The 20,370-nt window shown below is 40.7% G+C and carries 21 protein-coding genes; 13 read left to right on the top strand and 8 right to left on the bottom strand.

Annotated elements, in window-relative coordinates; genetic code table 11:
* Window positions 1-13 precede the first annotated feature (13 nt).
* The 4 genes from AC13CS_RS04060 to AC13CS_RS04045 all read right to left on the bottom strand — a co-directional run bounded on the left by AC13CS_RS04060 (window position 14) and on the right by AC13CS_RS04045 (window position 5,208).
* Window positions 14-2,560, bottom strand: a complete 2,547-nt coding sequence (locus AC13CS_RS04060) for a phosphoenolpyruvate carboxylase (protein ID WP_482888470.1) — start codon at window positions 2,558-2,560, stop codon at window positions 14-16.
* A 175-nt stretch (window positions 2,561-2,735) separates the two neighbouring features.
* Window positions 2,736-3,497: a peroxide stress protein YaaA gene (gene yaaA / locus AC13CS_RS04055; protein ID WP_482888469.1), complete on the bottom strand. Its 762-nt coding sequence runs from the start codon at window positions 3,495-3,497 to the stop codon at window positions 2,736-2,738.
* An 89-nt stretch (window positions 3,498-3,586) separates the two neighbouring features.
* Window positions 3,587-4,618, bottom strand: a complete 1,032-nt coding sequence (locus AC13CS_RS04050; RefSeq protein ID WP_482888468.1) for an RluA family pseudouridine synthase — start codon at window positions 4,616-4,618, stop codon at window positions 3,587-3,589.
* 2 nt (window positions 4,619-4,620) lie between these two features.
* On the bottom strand, window positions 4,621-5,208 hold the full coding sequence (locus AC13CS_RS04045; RefSeq protein ID WP_482888467.1) for a PASTA domain-containing protein: 588 nt from the start codon (window positions 5,206-5,208) through the stop codon (window positions 4,621-4,623).
* A 79-nt stretch (window positions 5,209-5,287) separates the two neighbouring features.
* Here AC13CS_RS04045 and AC13CS_RS04040 point away from each other — a divergent pair, with 79 nt between their 5' ends.
* The 5 genes from AC13CS_RS04040 (at window position 5,288) to AC13CS_RS04020 (ending at window position 11,016) form a co-directional block, all read left to right on the top strand.
* Window positions 5,288-6,262: a D-alanine--D-alanine ligase gene (locus AC13CS_RS04040; RefSeq protein ID WP_482888466.1), complete on the top strand. Its 975-nt coding sequence runs from the start codon at window positions 5,288-5,290 to the stop codon at window positions 6,260-6,262.
* A gap of 33 nt (window positions 6,263-6,295) precedes the next feature.
* Entirely contained in the window at window positions 6,296-6,754 is a 459-nt protein-coding gene (coaD, locus tag AC13CS_RS04035) for a pantetheine-phosphate adenylyltransferase (protein WP_326278821.1), read from the top strand.
* Between the two features lie 192 nt (window positions 6,755-6,946).
* The gene (locus tag AC13CS_RS04030; RefSeq protein ID WP_482888465.1) at window positions 6,947-8,773 is read left to right on the top strand and encodes a PAS domain-containing protein; all 1,827 of its coding nucleotides are present in this window, start codon (window positions 6,947-6,949) and stop codon (window positions 8,771-8,773) included.
* Window positions 8,760-9,173, top strand: coding sequence for a response regulator (locus AC13CS_RS04025; protein WP_482888464.1), 414 nt, complete (start codon window positions 8,760-8,762; stop codon window positions 9,171-9,173). The genes AC13CS_RS04030 and AC13CS_RS04025 overlap by 14 nt, the downstream gene beginning before the upstream one ends.
* A 70-nt stretch (window positions 9,174-9,243) precedes the next feature.
* Window positions 9,244-11,016 carry a M14 family metallopeptidase gene (locus AC13CS_RS04020; RefSeq protein ID WP_482888463.1) on the top strand — a complete coding sequence of 591 codons (1,773 nt, stop codon included), beginning with the start codon at window positions 9,244-9,246 and terminating at the stop codon, window positions 11,014-11,016.
* Here the strand turns inward: AC13CS_RS04020 and AC13CS_RS04015 are convergent.
* On the bottom strand, window positions 11,009-11,608 hold the full coding sequence (locus AC13CS_RS04015) for an NUDIX hydrolase (protein WP_482876294.1): 600 nt from the start codon (window positions 11,606-11,608) through the stop codon (window positions 11,009-11,011). The genes AC13CS_RS04020 and AC13CS_RS04015 overlap by 8 nt on opposite strands.
* Window positions 11,609-11,615: 7 nt before the next feature.
* Between AC13CS_RS04015 and pyrE the strand changes: the two genes are divergently transcribed.
* On the top strand, window positions 11,616-12,254 hold the full coding sequence (gene pyrE / locus AC13CS_RS04010; RefSeq protein ID WP_293168678.1) for an orotate phosphoribosyltransferase: 639 nt from the start codon (window positions 11,616-11,618) through the stop codon (window positions 12,252-12,254).
* 9 nt (window positions 12,255-12,263) lie between these two features.
* A complete protein-coding gene (locus tag AC13CS_RS04005; protein ID WP_293168680.1) occupies window positions 12,264-12,662 on the top strand; it encodes an SRPBCC family protein in 399 nt (132 codons plus the stop codon).
* Here the strand turns inward: AC13CS_RS04005 and AC13CS_RS04000 are convergent.
* Complete coding sequence (locus AC13CS_RS04000; RefSeq protein WP_482888462.1) at window positions 12,656-13,312, bottom strand: biotin--[acetyl-CoA-carboxylase] ligase; 657 nt, start codon at window positions 13,310-13,312, stop codon at window positions 12,656-12,658. The two genes, AC13CS_RS04005 and AC13CS_RS04000, sit on opposite strands and share 7 nt — an antisense overlap.
* Window positions 13,313-13,481: 169 nt before the next feature.
* Here AC13CS_RS04000 and rsfS point away from each other — a divergent pair, with 169 nt between their 5' ends.
* The 6 genes from rsfS (at window position 13,482) to AC13CS_RS03970 (ending at window position 18,214) form a co-directional block, all read left to right on the top strand.
* A complete protein-coding gene (gene rsfS, locus AC13CS_RS03995; RefSeq protein ID WP_100817468.1) occupies window positions 13,482-13,859 on the top strand; it encodes a ribosome silencing factor in 378 nt (125 codons plus the stop codon).
* Window positions 13,860-13,865: 6 nt separating this feature from the next.
* Complete coding sequence (ftsH, locus tag AC13CS_RS03990; RefSeq protein WP_293168686.1) at window positions 13,866-15,818, top strand: ATP-dependent zinc metalloprotease FtsH; 1,953 nt, start codon at window positions 13,866-13,868, stop codon at window positions 15,816-15,818.
* A 68-nt stretch (window positions 15,819-15,886) separates the two neighbouring features.
* Window positions 15,887-16,495: an LUD domain-containing protein gene (locus tag AC13CS_RS03985; protein ID WP_482888461.1), complete on the top strand. Its 609-nt coding sequence runs from the start codon at window positions 15,887-15,889 to the stop codon at window positions 16,493-16,495.
* A 4-nt stretch (window positions 16,496-16,499) separates the two neighbouring features.
* Window positions 16,500-17,303, top strand: a complete 804-nt coding sequence (locus AC13CS_RS03980; protein ID WP_482888460.1) for a phosphatidate cytidylyltransferase — start codon at window positions 16,500-16,502, stop codon at window positions 17,301-17,303.
* Entirely contained in the window at window positions 17,293-17,958 is a 666-nt protein-coding gene (locus AC13CS_RS03975) for a phosphatidylserine decarboxylase family protein (RefSeq protein WP_482888459.1), read from the top strand. Before AC13CS_RS03980 ends, AC13CS_RS03975 begins: the two co-directional genes overlap by 11 nt.
* Window positions 17,951-18,214 (top strand): acyl-CoA-binding protein, encoded by a 264-nt coding sequence (locus tag AC13CS_RS03970; protein ID WP_482888458.1) that lies wholly within the window; start codon window positions 17,951-17,953, stop codon window positions 18,212-18,214. Before AC13CS_RS03975 ends, AC13CS_RS03970 begins: the two co-directional genes overlap by 8 nt.
* Here the strand turns inward: AC13CS_RS03970 and AC13CS_RS03965 are convergent.
* Together AC13CS_RS03965 and AC13CS_RS03960 are read right to left on the bottom strand one after the other, a co-directional pair.
* Window positions 18,211-19,479 carry a sterol desaturase family protein gene (locus AC13CS_RS03965; protein ID WP_482888456.1) on the bottom strand — a complete coding sequence of 423 codons (1,269 nt, stop codon included), beginning with the start codon at window positions 19,477-19,479 and terminating at the stop codon, window positions 18,211-18,213. The genes AC13CS_RS03970 and AC13CS_RS03965 overlap by 4 nt on opposite strands.
* 52 nt (window positions 19,480-19,531) lie before the next feature.
* Complete coding sequence (locus AC13CS_RS03960) at window positions 19,532-20,365, bottom strand: sugar phosphate nucleotidyltransferase (RefSeq protein ID WP_482888455.1); 834 nt, start codon at window positions 20,363-20,365, stop codon at window positions 19,532-19,534.
* Between the last annotated feature and the right edge of the window lie 5 nt (window positions 20,366-20,370).

Below are 20,370 nucleotides of genomic sequence, written 5' to 3'. Positions count from 1 at the left end.
AAGAAATCAGGAACTAAGCCGAGTTCCTACTTGCATTGATGTTTCCGTAGAGGGAACGGGTCACGATTTTCTCATACAGTTCTTTGTATTCTGAATTTTGGGTGATATGGTACAGGGCATTTTGCTGAATCACCAACAATGGCAATACAATTTTTTCCCTGATTTTTACCGATTCCCTCGAAACGGCTTCATCCTCCATCAAAATCTTAAGTCCAGAAATCTGCAATAACATTTTTTTGGACAACTGGAATTCATCGTGCAAAATGTTCCAGAAATCACCAAACTCAGGGTCATCCTTCATATAACTGGTCAAATCAAAGTTGGATTTGGCCAAGGACATCATACTGTTCAGCATTAATGCCTTAAAGAATGGAACTTCTTTGTAGAGTTTTTTCACCTCGTTCAATCGCCCCTCTTCCTTTAACTGCATAATGGCAGAACCCAAACCGAAGTAACCTGGAACATTCTGTTTTAACTGGCTCCAAGAACCTACAAAGGAAATGGCTCTAAGATCGGACAAAGTGAGTTGCTTTTTGTTGCCACGTTTACCCGGTCTACTACCAATATTCGCCTTGGTGTAATATTTTAGGGTACTCCTGTTTTCCAAATAAGGAATGAATTTCTCGTGCTGCTTCAACGCATCATACTTTGTAAAACTTAGTTCGGAAAGTTCTTCAATAAGTTTACGTTGCGCTGCAGAAATCGTGTGTTCCTTGCCAAAAAGGTTATTGCTGAGCCCCGCGGTAAGCAACTGTTCGGAATTGTGAATAAACTGCTCCTTAGTCCCGTAGGTACTGGTAATGGTCTGCCCTTGAATGGTAAGCTGTATCTCGTGATTGGCCACATCCTTGGTCTGGGCCGCGTAGAACCTATGGGTCTTACCTCCACCCCTTGCCGGTGGTCCTCCCCTACCATCAAAGAAAATGGCACTGATTCCGTTTTTCTTGCAGACCTTGCTCAGGGTTTCTTTTGTCTTTAAAATGGACCAGTTGGCTTTTAAATACCCTCCATCTTTGGTGCCATCGGAAAAGCCGAGCATTATGGTATGAATATCTCTTCTTCGCTCCAAGTGCTGTCTATATTGTGGTATATCGAACAGGGTTTGCATCACTTCTTCGGAAGCATCCATACCGTTCATGGTCTCGAACAATGGAACAATATCAAAAGTGATTTCCTTCTCGTCCCAACCGCACCATCTGAACAATCCAAATACGAACAACACGGAAAAAATATCTTCCGAATTACTGATGATGTAGCGGTTACATCCGTCTTCACCGTTTTTGTCCTGAATTGCTTTTAAATTTTGAATGTTGACGATGGTATCTTTTACGATGTCATCATCAAAATCCTTCGGATCAAGTTTGTAATCGCCTTGGAGCAATAAATCCATTAACTCCTTTTCCTTGAGTTCATCCAAACTTTCCTTGATGGCTCCTTGCTTTTTAAGTACGGTTTCCACCACCAATTTATGTTTACTGTGATCTTGACGGATGTCCAAGGTTGCAAAATGTGTTTTAAAGATGTGGACCTTATCTATAAACTGATCCAACTCATCCAAATATAAGCCATGATAATGTTCGATCAACTCTTCTCTCACCGCACCTAAATGTTCAATAATGCCTTCGTAGGAAATTGGTGCATTGGGATCGAACATGGCTTGGTACATTTTACCGCTCAACTCATTAAGGTGACCTTGCATGCCTTTAAAGGTCAATTTCTTGCGAAGGTCCTTCAATTCGTTGTAGTAGCATTTCATCAAGGTGAGCCTGAGTTCGTCTGCCACTTGTTTGGTGATATCGGCCGTTACAAATGGATTTCCATCTCGGTCACCACCTGGCCAAAATCCAAGCTTCATAAGGTTGTAGTTCTCAAACTTTTCATCCTTAATGTTGCTTTTTACATATTGATAGAGCTCTCCAACGGCATCATAATAGGTGTTACGAAGAATGTAGATGATATTTTTTGCCTCATCCAAGGGCGTAGGTTTTTTGGCATTGATCAAAGAAGTCAAACCCAATTGTTGCAGGGTCACATCAATATCATGGATTCTATCTTCATCAATCAACGAGCGTAGCTCTGCAATAATATCCAAAACAGCTGGGGTGTAGAACTGTGTAGGGTGGGCCGTTAAAACAATGCGTGCACTAAAGGTGGAAAGTTTTTTGGAAACCTTGTCCCAATTTTTGGTACGGTTTACCAACTCAAAATAATCCTTGATGGTCAACGAACTACTGTACTCCTGAAGTTTGGGAAATGCGGAATCTTCCACACTATCGTACAACACCACTTGGCGCTCCACATATTGCACAATTCTGAACATAAAATCCAATCGTTCCCGTTCGTCCTGAATATCCACAAAATTGGAGAAAAAGACCTCCAGAATCTCTTGGGGTTCTTTTCCTGCCTTTAGCCCTTTCTCGCACTGATCGAGCAAAAGAGGGATAAGAATCCCCACATTTTCTACATTCTTATAGGGCAAGCTTAGAAAAAGGCTGTTATAAATATTGAACTTATTGGTTACCGATTTTTTAAACTCTTCTAACCGTTTAGTCTGCTGCATGAATTTGGTTTATGTTAGTGTTAAAAATAGACAAACACCCAAAGGTCGTGAATAAAGTGTAACCTCTGGGTTAAATTTAAGTGTATCACAATTTAAGGCATGTGCACTTCTATCGTAACAACACGCCTTTAATCGACCATAACTTAAAGATTACTTCGGATTTTACCAAAGTTTTTTATCGGATGAACACGGGTTCGTTTTTCTTTACCGTATGTTCCTCGCTATAAAGATAGCCATCGTAGTCAAAATTCTTGATATCGTCCAGCGTTTCGGCCCCTGTGTCCAAGATATAACGAACCATGGAACCACGCGCTTTTTTGGCGAAAAAACTAATGACTTTCAGTTTATCGTTTTTCCAATCTTTAAAAACCGGTGCAATCACGGGAACCTTAAGGTTCTTATCGTCCACGGCACCAAAGTATTCGTTGCTCGCTAAATTCACGAACAATTCGTCCTCCTCTAGTTCGTTGTTCAAGGATTTCGTAATCTGATCTTTCCAAAACTCGTACAGGTTCTTTTTACGACCCACTTTCAGTTGCGTTCCCATTTCCAATCGGTAGGGCTGCATCAAATCCAATGGCTTTAAAACACCATACAAACCGGACAAAATTCGCAACGTATCCTGCAAACGGTCCAGTTTATCTTCTGGGATGGTATAAGCATCCAAGCCTTGATACACATCGCCATTAAAAGCATACACAGCAGGTCTCGCATTGTCAGCGGTAAAAGGAAGTTCAAATTTTTGGTTGCGCTCCCAGTTTAAATCCGCTAGCTTATCGGAAATGGACATCAGTTCTGACAAAGCCTTGGGCTTTTTCTTTTTTAAGACGGAATTCAGTTTTTCCGCTTGCTCCAAAAATTGGGGCTGGCTATATTTTGATGTGGGCAAAGCCGTTTCATAATCGAGCGACTTGGCCGGAGATATCACAATTTTCATCTGGTTTTAATTTTTAGTAAAAATAAAGAGGTTTTTACTTATTAGGAAGGGTATTCCAATGGTGTTTTCAATTTAAAGATTGAAGAAAACTATGATTCGTGGTGCTTGGAGTAGCCACGCCACTTTTCAATACCGTTCACCATGTCCTCGGGCAGTTCGGAATCAAAGCGCATAAACTCGCCCGTTACAGGATGTTCAAAGCCAAGTGTTTTGGCGTGCAGGGCCTGTCTGGGAAGCACCTTAAAGGTATTTTCCACAAATTGTTTATATTTGGTAAAGGTAGTTCCCTTTAAAATTTTGTCACCCCCGTAACGTTCGTCGTTGAACAGGGTATGCCCAATATATTTCATGTGCACCCTAATTTGATGCGTTCTACCTGTCTCCAGCTTGCAGGAAATCAGAGTAACGTAGCCAAAACGTTCCAATACTTTGTAATGGGTTACGGCATCTTTACCTTCATCACCTTCTGGAAAAACCATCATTTGCAGGCGGTTTTTAGGGTTTCGGGCAATGTGCCCTTCAACAGTACCTTCGTCTTCTTCCACATTGCCCCAAACCAGGGCCACGTATTCGCGTTCGCTGGTCTTATCAAAAAACTGTTGGGCCAAATGGGTCATTGAGGATTCTGTTTTGGCAATAACGAGTAATCCCGAAGTGTCTTTATCAATACGGTGGACCAATCCGGGTCTGTCCGAACTGTTATTCGGCAAGTTTTCAAAATGATAGACCAGTGCATTGATCAAGGTGCCCGAGTAATTGCCATGGCCCGGGTGCACTACCATACCTGCGGGTTTGTTCACCACCAAAAGCACATCATCCTCATAAACAATATCCAATGGAATGTTCTCGGGCGTCAGTAAAAATTCATAAGGTGGATGCTCGAACATCACTTTTACCTCATCGCCTGCCTTAACCTTATAATTTTGCTTTACAATGGAACCGTTCACCCAAATATGCCCTTTTTTGGCAGCTTGCTGGATCTTGTTCCGCGTAGCGTTCTCAATAAAGTTCATTAAGAATTTATCTACACGCAGAGGCTCCTGACCTTTGGAGGCCACAAAGCCATGATGCTCATAGAGCTCATCTTGAGACAGTTCATCTTGATTGTCCGGAGTGTTCATGTTTATTGAGAATCTGCCTGTACCCTAGCACTACCTGGTATGGTACCATTTCCGCAAATCAGCTCCAATTTGGAGGTTTTGGGTAGTTTATCTCCCGGTTTTATGTATTTCCCTTTGTATTTCATGTTGTACACCATGTCCTTGCCCAACTCATCAATATAGGTAACGCGCTCCACATCCAAACCTACGGCCCTGAGCATGGAAGCGGCATTGCGTTGGGTAACTTGGATAATATCCGGTACGGTCACCTTTTTATATCCAGAAGGGTTTACCGTAAAATATATTTTTCGGTTTGACTTTACCTTATTTCCTGCGGGCGGATTTTGATCCAAAATGGAAAATCTAGGATACTCCGGGTTAAAGTTGGAAGAATCCAACACTTGGTATCTGAGTCCTGCTTCCTCGACTGCTTTTCGCATCTCCATAACCGACATTTTGGAAAAATCGGGCACTTCTACAAATTCACCGTGGTTTGTAGTGCTCTTTAGCCACTGCAAAGTAAGAAACACCAAAACCAGAACGGCCCCTGCAGCCAATCCAAGCTGGATCAAAAAAGTCTTGCTTTTTAAAAAGTTGAAAAAATTCTTCATGTAGTTCACCTTAACGGAACAAATATAGGAAAGCCAACCCTTTTTTCTTTATTTTGGCTTTGCGATATTTTACAAGTCAATGAAAAAGAACATTGCAATAATTATGGGCGGCTATTCCAGTGAGTACCATATTTCCATTAAAAGTGGAAATGTGGTGTACAAATATCTGGATAAAAAAAAGTACAATGCGTACCGAATCGTGATCACCAAAGAGAAATGGTTTTATTTGGATGCATCCGATAATGAGACGCTGGTCGATAAATCTGATTTTAGTATCAAGGTCAACAGGGACAAGATTAATTTTGATTGTGTTTTCAACGCAATCCATGGAACCCCCGGTGAAGATGGCCTAATGCAAGCTTACTTTGAACTTTTGGGCATTCCACAAACCGCCTGTAACCATTACGAAGCAGCACTCACTTTTAACAAACGGGATTTGTTGAGCACCCTTAAACCTTATGGCGTGCCTTGTGCCACTTCTTATTATTTGAACAAAGGGCAATCGGTGGACGAGGATGCCATTGTAAAACAGGTAGGGCTTCCGTGTTTTGTAAAGGCCAACAGGGCGGGCAGCAGCTACGGTGTATCCAAAGTGCACAAAAAAGAGGATTTGGCAAATGCCATTGATGATGCTTTTAAGGAAGATACCCAAATCATTATCGAATCTTTTTTGGACGGCACCGAAGTATCGGTCGGTGTGATTACCTATCAGAATAAAGTAACTGTACTCCCTGCGACCGAAATCATCTCGGAGAACGATTTTTTTGATTTTGAGGCCAAATATATGGGGAAATCACAAGAGATAACGCCGGCAAGAATATCTGAAAAGCAAGAATCCAAGGTAAGGCACATGGCAGAGTTTATATACAAAACTCTAGGATTGAAAGGCTACACCCGTAGTGAGTTTATTTTTATTGGTGATGTACCACATCTGCTTGAAATAAACACAACCCCGGGACTTACCGAGGAAAGCCTTCTGCCACAGCAGGCCAATACTGCAGGAATTTCCCTGGAGGCACTTTTTGATAGCGCTATTGTTGAAGCTTTGCGATAGAAACCGTATTTTTAAAAAACTTTATTCCACAACATGAGACGCGCATTGTTTCCCGGTTCTTTTGACCCACTTACTTTAGGACATTACGACATTATAAAAAGAGGAGTCACCCTGTTCGATGAATTGGTGATTGCCATTGGGATCAATGCGGATAAAACATATATGTTTTCGCTGGAAGAACGTGTTAAATTTATTGAAGAGGCATTTAAAGACGAACCAAAAATTAAAGTGACCACTTACAAGGGAATGACGGTAGATTTTTGCAAAAAAATAGAGGCCAATTTTATATTGAGAGGATTGCGCAATCCAGCAGATTTTGAGTTTGAAAAAGCCATTGCCCACACCAACCGTAAACTGTCGGAAATCGAAACGGTTTTTTTATTGACATCTTCTGGCAAATCTTATATCAGTTCTTCCATAGTTCGCGATGTTATTAGAAATGGCGGCGACCATACTGGCTTAGTACCTGACACAGTTGTGGTCAAAAAATAAAAATCATTTCCTTTTTCAATAATTGCCTGTAGGTAAATTCTTTCTTTTGTGAAATTTTCAAACCATAACTAACCCATCGAATACAACATTTATCCATGCTTTCACAACAATAAATCTATCTGACAATTCAATAATTATACATTTGGTCAGAAATTTCTTAGCGGTAGAACGTCTTTAAACATCCCCCGAGTTTTGAAAGCAGTTGAAAGAGTTGACCAATTTTATTTACTAAAACAGTTGCCAAAGGCAACCGCTCTACTTTGCAAGAAAGGCATCGTACAGGATGCCTCCTGTTCGTGGCTCGAAATTTTTGGTCAATCCTTACAAGACAAGAACCACCAAACAAAAATTTTTCCATTATATCCAGAGATTTTGGACCTTGAGAAAAAGCTCAAGGAGCACACCCCCTTTTCCATTAAACATAAAATAAAAAACAGCAAGGGCACCCGCCATTTGAAAAGCTATTTTGTCCCATGGTTCGATGAAAAGGAGAATGTGATAGGGACCATTGTCCAAACTGACGATATTACCTCCGAAGTTGAAAAAGAACAACAGATAGATTGGTTGAACAATATTCTGGAAACAAAGGTAGAAGTATCCAAAACCGGTTGGTGGGAGTATGAAATTGAAGAAGAGAAACTTACTTGGTGCAAGGAAACAAAACGAATCCACCAAGTTCCTGAGTGCTTCGAGCCAACCGTAATAGAGGCCATAAACTTTTATAAGCCAGGGTATAGCCAGAATAAAGCATCCATGCTTTTCCATAAAATTGTCCTAAGGCATCAATCTTATGATGTCAAGTTAATGATTGTTACATTCCATGGTGAAGAAAGATGGGTCCGTATAACAGGAAAACCAATTATAGAAAACGGAAAAACAGTTAAGGTTTTTGGCACCATAAAGGACATACATGATCAGGTAACGGCCGAGACCACAGTAAAGGAACACCAACAATTGCTCTCCACATTGGTAGATAGCCTTCCATTGAATGTATATGTAAAAGATTTGGAATCCAGAAAAGTTTTGGTAAACAAGGGGGAGTGCAAGTTTCTCAATAAAAAACCAGAACAAGTTATTGGCAAAACCGATTTTGACCTATACAGCGAAGAAACGGCCAAAATTTTTAGGGAAGAAGATCTTCAGGTGATGAAGCACTTAACTCCAATAATAGGAAAAGAGACCACAAGCACGGTACACGGAAAAACCATTTACTTTCTTACATCCAAAATTCCTTATTTTGACCTAGATGGTAAGGTTTGCGGACTCATTGGAATGAGTTTGGACATTACCAACATAAAAAAGAAAGAGGAACAGTTGCGGAATTTAATAAATATCACCTCTATGCAAAACCAAAAGCTTATCAGTTTTGCACATATTGTTTCCCATAATTTGAGGTCGCACTCCGCTAATTTCTCCATGCTTCTGGGCTTTTTAAACTCGGAAAAGGATCCTGAAGAACGTAAACGTATTTTAAAAATGCTTTCTCAGGCATCGGACAACTTGTTGGAAACCTTGGAAAACTTGAACCAAGTGGTGGACATCAATACCAAAACATCGGAAACAAAAACACCGCTCAATCTAAAAAACAATGTTCTAAAGGTACTGGAAAATCTTTCAGCCCTTTTGGAGGAAAACAAGTCCCAAGTCATAAACAATATATCGGAGAACATTGAGGTGAACTGTGTACCCGCCTATTTGGACAGCATTATATTGAACCTTGTATCCAACGCAATCAAATATAAAAGCCCCAATAGAGAACCTTTGATTACCATAAATGCCGTAAAGTCCAACGAAGGGATAATCTTGAGTGTTTCCGACAACGGATTGGGAATAAATTTAGACAAATACGGCGACAAAATTTTTGGAATGTACAAAACATTCCACAACAGAAAAGATGCCAAAGGCTTTGGCCTATACCTTGTAAGGAACCAAATTGAGGCCATGGGCGGAAGTATAACAGTGCAAAGTGAAGTTGACAAGGGCACTACGTTCAATGTTTATTTTAATGAAGAAAGTTAGTTGTATTTTTATTGTGGACGATGATCCCATTACCGTATTTGGTATTAAAAAAATGTTGCGGTCGGTTACTCATTGTGATGATGTTCAAATATTTCAAAACGGGCACGAAGCCTATGAGGCCATAAAGGAAAGACAAGAGAAAGGAGAAAATATTCCAGATGTCATTTTTCTCGACATCAATATGCCCATTATGGATGGCTGGGGGTTTCTTGATGAATTGATCGATCTAAATATTGATGATCATGTCGTAATCAACATGATCACATCTTCCATAGATCCAGCAGATCACAAAAAATGGAACAGTTTCAAAGACAAATGTCCACATATCCTAAACTTTAAGAACAAACCCATTTTTAAAATAGAGCCAGAAGACCTTGGCTGTATCAATGTGGCTTCTTAAATTATAATATTATGTATTTTTGGAGCTGCCAAACACAGGTTTTTGTGCGAATCAAAGTTCCCGTAATATTTTGAAGCATATATTTTTTTTAACGGCTCTTTTTCTTTTGATTTCCTGCGAATCCAAAACGCAGGATGAGAAATCCTCGTATCCTACTCATTTTGAATCATCTGATGGAAAAGAAACGGCCACTTATAAACAAACCATTGACTATTACATTGCCCTTGCCCGTGAATTTCCCGAGATAAACATTCACACCATAGGCAAAACGGACAGCGGTTACCCACTGCACACAGTAACATTTAATCCAGATGGAGATTTTAATTACGAAAATATCCGCAAGGAAAAATCCATCATCCTAATAAACAATGGAATACACCCGGGCGAAAGCGATGGCATAGATGCCACCATGATGCTTTACAGGGACTTGGCCACCGGCAAACTGCCTACACCCAAAAATACGGTATTGGTCACCATTCCCATCTATAATGTAGGTGGCTCGCTCAATCGCAACTCCACCACCAGGGCCAATCAAAATGGGCCCTTGGAATATGGGTTTCGGGGAAATGCCCGTAATTACGACCTCAATCGGGATTTCATCAAAATGGACACCCAAAACGCCAAGACCTTTGCCCAAATATTCCATAGGGTAAAACCCGATGTTTTTATAGATAACCATGTAAGCAATGGGGCAGATTACCAATACACCTTGACACACCTTTTTACCCAACATAATAAATTGGGCGGTGAAATGGGCAAATACCTTCACAATACTTTAATGCCCGGTCTTGAAAATTCTTTAGCGGAAAAGGAATGGGACATTACCCCTTATGTAAATGTGTTCAATGTACCTCCCGAAATGGGATTTACCCAATTTATGGACCACCCCCGGTACTCTACAGGATATACCACACTATGGAGCACCTTAGGATTAATGGTCGAGACCCACATGCTAAAACCATACAAACAACGTGTTGAAGGTACTTATGCCCTAATGCAGAGTCTGATTGATGTAGTAGAAGTGGAACACGAGAACATAAGATCCCTCCGAAAAGAAACTTTGGAAGAAAACCTGGATCTTGCCGAATATTATTTTAACTGGCAAGTGGACACCACAAAGACCAGCACCCTCAATTTTAAAGGGTTTGAAGCTGAGCAAATCACTAGCGAAGTAACCGGACTTCCAAGATTAAAGTACAACCGAGATAAGCCGTTAACCAAAAAAACGGTGTACCAAGATTACTTTTATCCAATGGACACAGTTAAAGTTCCAGAAGCCTATATTGTGAAAAAGAGCTGGAAAAGGGTCATAGAGCGGTTGGATGCCAACAAAATTCAATATTCATCCATAGCAAAAGATACCACCCTTTCCGTAGAAGTATACAAAATAGTGGATTTCAACACCAGAAACGCACCTTACGAAGGTCATTATTTGCATTACGACACCCAGGTGGAAAAAATCATTAAAAAAGTTCATTTTAGGGAAGGAGATTTATTGATACCCACCCGTCAATCAGGAATCAGGTATCTTTTGGAGACACTGGAACCACAAGGGGCCGACTCATTCTTTAACTGGAACTTCTTTGATACCGTTTTGCAACGCAAAGAAGGGTTCTCCCCTTATGTTTTTGAAGACGTAGCCCTGAAAATGTTGCAAAAAGACTCTTTGCTGCTTCGGGAGTTTGAAATGAAAAAAGAAAAAGACCTTAATTTTTCCAACAATTGGTACGCGCAATTGAATTGGATTTTTGAACGTTCCGAACATTTTGAAGAAGCCTACCTCACCTACCCTATATTCAGGATAGCGAAAAACAGCGAAGCTGCAGGCTTGTTATCTAATTAAAAGGCCAATCATCGAACAATACCTTTATGTTATGATAAGAGTTCTTTAATGCTTTTTTGGTTTTTTTAGGGCCTTTCCACTTCACCTTTTTGATGCCTTCGGATTTTTCGGCCACCAATTTTCCGGTGTAATCGGTCGACATAATAAACCAATGCGTCTGTTTCAATCGGTATTCCCCATTTCTTTTAAATATGTGGAACGTTGTATGAAGAAATCTTTCGATCACTAGATTTTTAACACCGGTTTCCTCCTCAACCTCCCTGATCGCGGCATTTTCTATGGATTCTCCCTTGTCCACTTTTCCCTTGGGCAAATCCCACTTTCCGTTCCTGTAAATAAAGAGAACCTTGCCCTTTTTATTAATCACAAATCCACCACCAGCAACCACTACCGGAATCTTGTGCATAAAAAGCTTCAGGATTTTTTTGTCATCAGGGTGGTACAGATACGCCTTTTTCAACTTCTTTTTGGACAAAAGTCGAATCGCCTCAACAATAGAATCACCATCCAACGAGAACAAATTACCATTGGAATCCTGGGGGCGCTCGTTTGTTAAAATCAGTGGGGCCTCATTAACAAAAACTTCATACATTTGCGCAATGGTTTTAGATAAACAAATCGCAAAAAAAACAGCTGAGCTGTTATTACAAATTAATGCAATTAAGTTGGAACCTGAAAATCCTTTTACATGGGCTTCTGGTTGGAAATCGCCTATTTATTGCGATAATAGGATTATGCTCTCTTACCCCCAGGTGCGGAATTTTGTAAGGGAAGAAATAGCAAAACAGGTCGAGACCCTCTACGGCAAGCCCGATGTTATAGCCGGTGTGGCCACAGGAGCCATCGGGATCGGTATTTTGGTCGCAGAAGCTTTGGGACTTCCTTTTGTTTATGTAAGGCCAAAACCCAAAGAGCACGGTAGGCAAAATCAAATCGAAGGATATTTTGAACCCGGCCAAAGCGTTGTGGTCATCGAAGATTTGATAAGCACTGGAAACAGTAGTCTTAATGCCGTACAAGCCCTCAAGGAACAAAAGGCGGATATTAAGGGAATGATTGCCATTTTTACCTACGGTTTTCCGGTATCCACAGAAAATTTTGAAAAGGAAGGCGTGGAACTTCATACCCTATCGGATTACGAAAACCTCATAGAGCAAGCCTCCGACACCAATTATATTCAAGAAACACAACTACAAACATTATTGGAGTGGAAATCCAATCCACAAGAATGGAAATAATATTTTACCATGCATATTGAAGCCTCAAAAAAGAAAGTAGCGAAAAGCGACAAAGAAGTATTTGAGTTCTTGACGGACATCAAAAACTTTGAAACGCTAATGCCCGACAATATTGACAAATTTGAAGTGTTGGACGAAAACACATTCAAATTCGCGTTAAAAGGCATGCCGGAGATTGTACTAAGGCTAAAGGAACAAAACCCACACGACAAAGTTGTGCTGGGCGCGGCAAGCGACAAACTACCTTTTACATTAACTGCGGACATTGAGTCTTTAGGAGAAAATGAAAGCGAGGTGGCATTAAATTTTGAAGGGGAGTTCAATGCCATGATGGCCATGATGATCAAGGCGCCGATTACTAATTTTATGGGAACCCTGTCCAACAATCTGGACAAAATAGGTCAGTAAAGCAGGCTTACCTCTTTCAAATCAAATTCTTTAAATACCCTATCCTCCAATTCGAGCACCAATTTGCCCGAAGGGGACACCCTGCGGATATACCCCATAAACATTTCATTATCTGCATTGGTAAAAGTTGATGGTTTATCCTTTTTGAAAAGTAATTTCTCGTAGGCCGGCAAAAGTTGATTGACCGTTTTTGTTTCTATCCCCTGAAGATAAGACCTGATACGTTGCAAAATTTTATGAAGCAGCTCGTCTAGGTCAAAAGTTTGTCCCATTATTGATTTTAAAGATGATGCTTTCTCCAACCCCAAAAAATCCGTTTGGTTCACATTCAGGCCAATTCCGATAATGGAATGGGCTACCTTATCACCTTTTAAGACATTTTCGATCAAAATACCGCAGATTTTTATGGAACCTGACATAATGTCGTTGGGCCACTTTACTTTAACATTGGGTACAAAAAGTTCGTTCAGGGTATCGCAAACGGCCAAGGAAATTGCAATGTTCAAAACAAATTGGTGTTGCACGTTAAACGTATAAAAGTTTTTTAACACGCTAAAAGTGAGGTTTTTACCTCCGTCAGATTGCCAAAAAGTTCCCATTTGCCCCCTTCCCTTAAGTTGCTTTTCCGCAACAACCACAGTGTAATCCATAGGATTTTCCGAACGTAACAAATCCTTTAAATATGAATTCGTGGAGTCCGTGGCATTAAGTTTGAGTATTTGAAATTGTTTTCCCAATGTAATAAGCCTTTATGATTTGTTAAAAACTAGGGCTAAGAAAACAAAAAAAACATAACTTTGTAAAAACTAAACTTTTTGAATGCAGAAAACGAAAGCTAGCGCAGATGAATTGATTGCCTTGATCCTAGAAGGAATAGAAGACGTTAAAGGAGTTGATATAAATCTACTGGACCTTAGGGAAATCGAAAATACAGTTTGCGACTACTTTATCATCTGTAACGGTACTTCCAACACACATGTAAACGCAATTGTTTCATCCATCCAAAAAAAGGTTAGCAAGGCCATACACGACAAGCCATGGCATGTTGAAGGCTCTGAAAACGCGGAATGGGTGCTGATGGACTATGTTAACGTTGTGGTACATGTATTTCAAAAACACATTAGGGAATTTTATGACATTGAGGGACTTTGGGGAGATGCCAAGGTCACTATGGTGGAAAGCAGTTACAATTCTTAAGAAAAAATGGCAAAAGAAAACAACCCGAACAATAACACTCCGAAAAAACCACGTTTTAGCTCGTGGTGGATATATGGTGTGGTAATCGCCTTGATCATTGGCTTCCAATTTTTTGGTGGAAGCAGTTTATCAAGCACAGAAAAAACCACAACCTCCGAATTACAGGAATTTTTGCGCAATGGTGATATTTCCAAAATCGTCATCATTACAAATACACGTCAAGCCAAGGTATTCCTTACCGAGGAAGCACTTAACAAAGATGTACATAAAGGCGTGGCCGAAAAGCCCTTGTTCCCTTCAACAGGATTGGTACCCCAATATGTGTTGGATTATGGAGATCTGCAGATCTTCCAAAACGAAATCACGGAAATCAAAAAAGAGAACAATCTCGACACCATTGTTGAGTTTGATACGGAATCCAACGTAATTGGCGAAATATTCTTGACCCTGCTTCCATTTGCCCTTATTATCGGTATTTGGATCTACCTGATGCGCAGAATGTCCGGAGGCGCAGGTGGAGGCGCAGGCGGACAAATTTTCAACATTGGAAAATCCAAGGCCAAATTGTTTGATGAAAAAACAGACACCCGCACCTCTTTTAAAGATGTGGCAGGTCTCGAAGGAGCCAAAGAAGAAGTACAGGAAATTGTAGAATTCCTTAAAAATCCTGACAAATACACTTCATTAGGTGGTAAAATACCAAAGGGTGCCTTATTGGTAGGTCCACCCGGAACCGGTAAAACATTATTGGCAAAAGCCGTGGCAGGTGAAGCCAAAGTACCTTTCTTCTCGCTATCAGGTTCCGATTTTGTTGAAATGTTCGTAGGCGTTGGGGCATCAAGAGTGCGCGATTTGTTCAAACAAGCAAAGGACAAATCTCCAGCCATTATTTTTATTGATGAGATTGATGCCATTGGACGTGCAAGGGGAAAAAACAACTTTACAGGTTCCAACGATGAGCGCGAAAACACCCTGAACCAGTTATTGACCGAAATGGATGGTTTTGGCACCAACACCAACGTAATCGTGCTTGCCGCCACCAACCGTGCCGATGTACTGGACAAGGCATTGATGCGTGCAGGACGTTTTGACCGTCAAATTTATGTTGACCTGCCCGACCTGAACGAAAGAAAAGAAATTTTTGAAGTACACCTTCGCCCCATTAAGACCGCTGAAACTTTGGATTTGGACTTTTTAGCCAAACAAACCCCTGGTTTCTCGGGAGCCGATATTGCCAACGTTTGCAACGAAGCTGCCCTTATCGCAGCCCGTAAAGAGAAAAAAGCAGTGACCAAACAAGATTTCTTGGATGCTGTGGATAGAATTGTTGGAGGTCTGGAAAAGAAAAACAAAATCATTACACCTGAAGAAAAGAAAACCATTGCATACCACGAAGCTGGACACGCAACGGTAAGCTGGATGTTGGAACACGCTGCACCGTTGGTGAAAGTTACCATTGTTCCCCGCGGACAATCCTTGGGAGCCGCATGGTATTTACCCGAAGAACGTTTAATTGTACGTCCAGAGCAAATGTTGGACGAAATGTGCGCCACTATGGGTGGTAGGGCAGCAGAAAAGGTAATGTTCGATAAAATATCCACAGGTGCGTTGAGCGATTTGGAAAAAGTAACCAAACAAGCCCGCGCCATGGTCACTATTTATGGGCTAAACGATCAATTGGGGAATATTACCTATTATGACTCATCTGGACAGAACGAATATGGATTTACCAAACCATATAGTGAGCAGACTGCTCAAAAGATTGATCAGGAAATTTCCAAAATGATCGAAGAGCAATATCAAAGGGCCATCAAATTGTTGGCAGACAACAAGGACAAGCTCACCGAACTTGCTGAAAGACTTTTGGACAAAGAAGTTATTTTTAAAGACGATCTGGAAAAAATATTTGGTAGGAGACCTTTTGAAAAAGAGGAAGAAAAACTTGAACCTGCAGAATAAACCGTTGATATATAAAGTTTAATCAAAAGAATTATATTGATTCAGTAGCAAAGAACACAATGCCATAAATGGGAGTTTTTAAAAAACTTTTCGGAGGAGGAAAAAAGGTTTCCAAGGAAACTGCGGAGACCCGTGGCGACCACATGCCCGATTTAAAAATTCCCGTAGATGAGAAATTCACCATCTACTTTAAAAAAAATGGCGGAAAGTTTATTTACTGTGAAGACTTTGCAGAAATATCCGAAGCTCTCAAAAACATTGTTTCCGAGAACGATTGGCAAAACCATCTTTTCTATTGCATGGATCCAAGATTGGAAACCCGTTTTGCTTCAGAAAATATAGATTTTACGAACAACCGTAACGAAAGCGAGATTTTTTTCACCACCTGTGAACACCTTGTGGCACACAACGGTTCCATTTTGGTATGCTCCAATCAAATCAAGGAAAAAAAATTAAATGAACTCCCTTCCAATTTGGTGGTGTTCGCCACTACCAGTCAATTGGTGGATTCCATAAGCGAAGCACTCAAAATAATTAAAGAACGTTATCAAAATAATATCCCCAATAACATTACCACATTAAAGCACTTTCAAGCTACCGAGGAAAACAAAGATGACTTCCTTTCCTACGGAAGTGCCTCAAAAAATGTATATCTTTTACTCCTAGAAGATTTCTAAATACATGAAAGAAATTTTAAGACGCTCCATAACAGGGGTGATTTATGTGGTACTTCTGCTAGGCGCGGTATTTTTAAGTTCGGACGCTTTCGACTTTCTTTTTATGGCATTTGGATTGGCCTGCCTTTATGAATACAAGCGTATAGTCCGCATTAAGGGGTATTATATGTTTGCAGCCTATTTGGCACTTTGGTGGGTTTTCATCTACCTGACCAACGATAGCACAGCAGTAAACATGTTGATGCTTTGCACCATAGCAGTGGACCTAGCGCTCTTAATGTTCCTGTTTTCGAAAAAACCGAGAAAATTCAATAGCCTTCAAAAATTCATCATCGGCCTTTTTTACATCGGGGGCGGATGTATTTTTTTGACCATGATACCATATAAACATGATGAGTTTGCCCAATTTTTGATTATGGGGATCTTTATTTTAATATGGGTAAACGACACATTTGCCTATTTGGTCGGAAGAACTTTGGGCCGTTCAAAATTATTTCCAGCAGTTTCACCCAAAAAAACTATTGAAGGTTCTGCAGGAGGTCTTATTTTTGCACTGGTGGCCGCTTACTTTTTATCCTGGTACGAAACAAGGCTTTCTGTAACAGAGTGGATGGCAATGGCCTGTTTAATAGTGGTCGCAGGGAGTTTGGGCGATTTATTGGAGTCAAAATTCAAGCGAATGGCCGGAGTAAAGGATAGCGGAGCTATTTTACCCGGGCATGGCGGAATTTGGGACCGACTGGATAGCTTGGTGTTCGCTGCGCCTTTTGCTTATTTGATTTTAACTATATTCTCCTATGTTTCATAAAGAGGGGCAAAAAATTATTATCACCACTTTTTTTCTAGTGGTAGCTGCCGTATTGGTCGCACAGTATTATATTGATGTGGAATGGATTCGTTTTGCCGTTCAAATAGCCGCATTGTTTTTTTTGATTGCAATTCTGCAGTTTTTTAGAAACCCAAAGAGACTGGTCACTCCCAATTTTGATGAAATCTTGGCCCCCGTTGATGGTAAGGTCGTTGTTATCGAAGAAGTTGATGAGCCCGAATACTTTAAAGAAAAAAGAAAACAGGTATCCATATTTATGTCGCCCACCAATGTGCATGTGACTCGGTACCCAGCCAGTGGCACGGTGACCTATTCCAAATACCACCCCGGAAAATATTTGGTGGCCTGGCACCCAAAGTCCAGTACCGAAAACGAACGTACCACCATAATACTCCACACACCAAAGTTTGGTGAAATAGGATACAGGCAGATCGCCGGTGCCATGGCACGTAGAATTGTAAACTATGCCGAAGAAGGCGAACAAGTAACACAAGGGGACGATGCCGGTTTCATCAAATTTGGCTCCCGTGTAGACCTTTTATTGCCACTGGACTGTGACATTACCGTTAAATTGAACCAAAAAGTAGTCGGGGCACGCACCTGTATTGCCTCCATAAGACCGTTAGATGATTAACGAAGACCTACACAAAAGATTTAACGATGCCGTTAACTTTGTTAACGACTATACCGATCCGTTGCCCGCGGACCTTCTACTAAAACTCTATGCCTATTTCAAAATAGCAAACAAAAACTTTGACAATCCTGGCAGTAGAACCCCATTGATCAACGCTTTTAAGGCAAACGCATTGTTCCAAGCCAAAAGAATTAGTGTGGAGGAGGCCATGGAAAAATATGTGGAATTGGTGGAGAAAGAGCTAAAAACACTCTAAGAAGCCAAATCCGTAGCAATAAACGACTTCTCAAAGTAGGTAAAGTAGATGCCTCCAAAAATGGTGATCAAAAAATAAAAAGCTACAAGATAGCTTCCCATGGAAAAGTACGCATTGATTCCGAACCAGTCCTTAGTCAGGTAAATCAACACCAATCCCCCTACTCCTCTGATCACTTCGATCCAAACAGCATAATTTTTACCATCCATTAAGGTGGTGTAGCCATAAATACCCACAAAAATAAAAGCACCGAACAACAAGAGACCATCAAAACCAATATCCGAATAGTTGTGGAACATAAAAAGCATTAAAATAGTGGTAATGGCCAGTTGAAAAAGTGAATATCCTTTAAGGTAGGAGGACGCTTGAGGTTTATACTTTTTAAAATTATATACATTCTCAATGATGGTGACAGGATATTTTTCCTTAACATCAGATGGACGCCATCCTGTCGGCATAAACCAGATTCGTAACTTATCCCAAAAGTTTTTGGTTCGCCACGCATCCAGGATCAATCGCCACAAATGTTGAAAATTGATAATGATCGGATTCCACGTATTCGCAGGTTTCAGCACGCCATATTGTGGTGGCACCTCAACCAATTCCTCTTGAAAAGTCCCGAACATTCTGTCCCAAACACAAAAAATCTGTCCGAGGTTTTTATCAATATACTCTTTATTGATAGCATGGTGCACCCGGTGTTGCGAGGGAGTAACAATTACATATTCCAAAAAACCCAACTTCCCAATATGCTGAGTGTGGTACCAAAATTGGGCAAAAAGATGGATAGGAGCCAAAATAGCAATCACTTGGTCGGGAACACCCAAGAGGGCAGCAGGAATCAATAAAAGTGCATAATACCCCAACAAATTGGAAATAGGTTGACGAAGCGCACAGGCCAAATTAAACTCTTCACTGCTATGATGAATTACATGCTGGTTCCAAAAAAAGTTAATGTGATGGCTCAACCTATGGTTCCAATAACCTGCAAAATCCAACGCAATAAAAGCCACCACCCAAACCAACCAGGTCGCTTTGATTTCCACCAAAGCCAAATGTTCCAATAAAAAGGGATAACTGACCAGAATAATCACAAGTCCCAAAGAATCTTTCACCACATTGGTCAAACCCGAGCTAAGGCTGCTCACGGTATCCATAAGATTATGTTTCTGGTCTTTTACAAATCGACCATAAAGTATTTCAATAAGCACAAGGCCTATAAAAAATGGTGTAGCATATAACAATGCCGTTGCATACGATTCCATTTCCAAAAATTAAACTTTGCTCGATGCAAGGATGGGATTACATGCCTTTAAGTTACTCTAAATTTTTAAATAATTGAATATCATTGGCATCCGTTAAATCTGGAATGTGCTCGGAGCGGGGTATACAAAGTACGCTCCGCGGTTCTTCGCTTACCAAAACGGCAACCGCTTTGGGCAATTCCTTTTCATCTCGAACAGGATCAATGGGGCATTTTTTTAAATAAGGATATATTTCCGCTCCAGAAAAACTAAAAATGTTCATGCTTACCCGAAGTTCGCCTGAAGCATCTTTATATTTGGGTACATCCGCCACATTTGGTTTTTCGATGATTTCCTTCAAAAATCCATCAGAAGAAATGTCCATTACGGCAAATTTGGCAATACGCTCCTCGGTATAATCAAAACCTGAGCTGCCGTAACTGATCAAGGCGTGTGGTGCTGTCCGCTTCGCCCTCAAATCCATCAAAGCGCCAACAGAGTAAAGGTTATCCCCATTACAAACGGTAAAAATGGTCTGTTTCAACTCTGGATATTGATCTAAACATTGCTGAAGTGCATCGGCCGTTCCCAAGGGTTTTTCCCTACCCTCGGGCACATTTTGAATCGCCAAAAACACTTCCAACCCAGCAGGAAGACCTTCATTATCAATCAAACTTTGGAATGCTTGGTTCTCGGGACTAGTGATCAAATACAGTTTGGCGTAACCTGCTTCCACGGCATTCTGTACCAAGTAGTACAAGAAGGGCCTTCCATTTTTTCCTACGGGAATCAAACTTTTATGGGGGATATTGTCCATGATTCCTTTTTGACCCTCCTTAGTTTTTAAACTCCGCTTCATTCGGGAAGACGCCCCTCCCACCATAATGATCAAACTCGTATTCTCCATTTGCA

Source organism: Flagellimonas sp. B-3 (assembly GCF_056857835.1).
The sequence above is the reverse complement of the archived record's forward strand: the minus strand, read 5'-3'. Positions and strand labels throughout refer to the sequence as shown.

Bases quoted from the DNA above. Each gene is read 5' to 3' on its own strand.
- AC13CS_RS04060 (WP_482888470.1), bottom strand. From the start codon at position 2,560: ATGCAGCAGACTAAACGGTTAGAAGAGTTTAAAAAATCGGTAACCAAT.
- yaaA (WP_482888469.1), bottom strand. From the start codon at position 3,497: ATGAAAATTGTGATATCTCCGGCCAAGTCGCTCGATTATGAAACGGCT.
- AC13CS_RS04050 (WP_482888468.1), bottom strand. From the start codon at position 4,618: ATGAACACTCCGGACAATCAAGATGAACTGTCTCAAGATGAGCTCTAT.
- AC13CS_RS04045 (WP_482888467.1), bottom strand. From the start codon at position 5,208: ATGAAGAATTTTTTCAACTTTTTAAAAAGCAAGACTTTTTTGATCCAG.
- AC13CS_RS04040 (WP_482888466.1), top strand. From the start codon at position 5,288: ATGAAAAAGAACATTGCAATAATTATGGGCGGCTATTCCAGTGAGTAC.
- coaD (WP_326278821.1), top strand. From the start codon at position 6,296: ATGAGACGCGCATTGTTTCCCGGTTCTTTTGACCCACTTACTTTAGGA.
- AC13CS_RS04025 (WP_482888464.1), top strand. From the start codon at position 8,760: ATGAAGAAAGTTAGTTGTATTTTTATTGTGGACGATGATCCCATTACC.
- AC13CS_RS04015 (WP_482876294.1), bottom strand. From the start codon at position 11,608: ATGTATGAAGTTTTTGTTAATGAGGCCCCACTGATTTTAACAAACGAG.
- pyrE (WP_293168678.1), top strand. From the start codon at position 11,616: ATGGTTTTAGATAAACAAATCGCAAAAAAAACAGCTGAGCTGTTATTA.
- AC13CS_RS04005 (WP_293168680.1), top strand. From the start codon at position 12,264: ATGCATATTGAAGCCTCAAAAAAGAAAGTAGCGAAAAGCGACAAAGAA.
- AC13CS_RS04000 (WP_482888462.1), bottom strand. From the start codon at position 13,312: ATGGATTACACTGTGGTTGTTGCGGAAAAGCAACTTAAGGGAAGGGGG.
- rsfS (WP_100817468.1), top strand. From the start codon at position 13,482: ATGCAGAAAACGAAAGCTAGCGCAGATGAATTGATTGCCTTGATCCTA.
- ftsH (WP_293168686.1), top strand. From the start codon at position 13,866: ATGGCAAAAGAAAACAACCCGAACAATAACACTCCGAAAAAACCACGT.
- AC13CS_RS03985 (WP_482888461.1), top strand. From the start codon at position 15,887: ATGGGAGTTTTTAAAAAACTTTTCGGAGGAGGAAAAAAGGTTTCCAAG.
- AC13CS_RS03980 (WP_482888460.1), top strand. From the start codon at position 16,500: ATGAAAGAAATTTTAAGACGCTCCATAACAGGGGTGATTTATGTGGTA.
- AC13CS_RS03975 (WP_482888459.1), top strand. From the start codon at position 17,293: ATGTTTCATAAAGAGGGGCAAAAAATTATTATCACCACTTTTTTTCTA.
- AC13CS_RS03970 (WP_482888458.1), top strand. From the start codon at position 17,951: ATGATTAACGAAGACCTACACAAAAGATTTAACGATGCCGTTAACTTT.
- AC13CS_RS03965 (WP_482888456.1), bottom strand. From the start codon at position 19,479: ATGGAATCGTATGCAACGGCATTGTTATATGCTACACCATTTTTTATA.
- AC13CS_RS03960 (WP_482888455.1), bottom strand. From the start codon at position 20,365: ATGGAGAATACGAGTTTGATCATTATGGTGGGAGGGGCGTCTTCCCGA.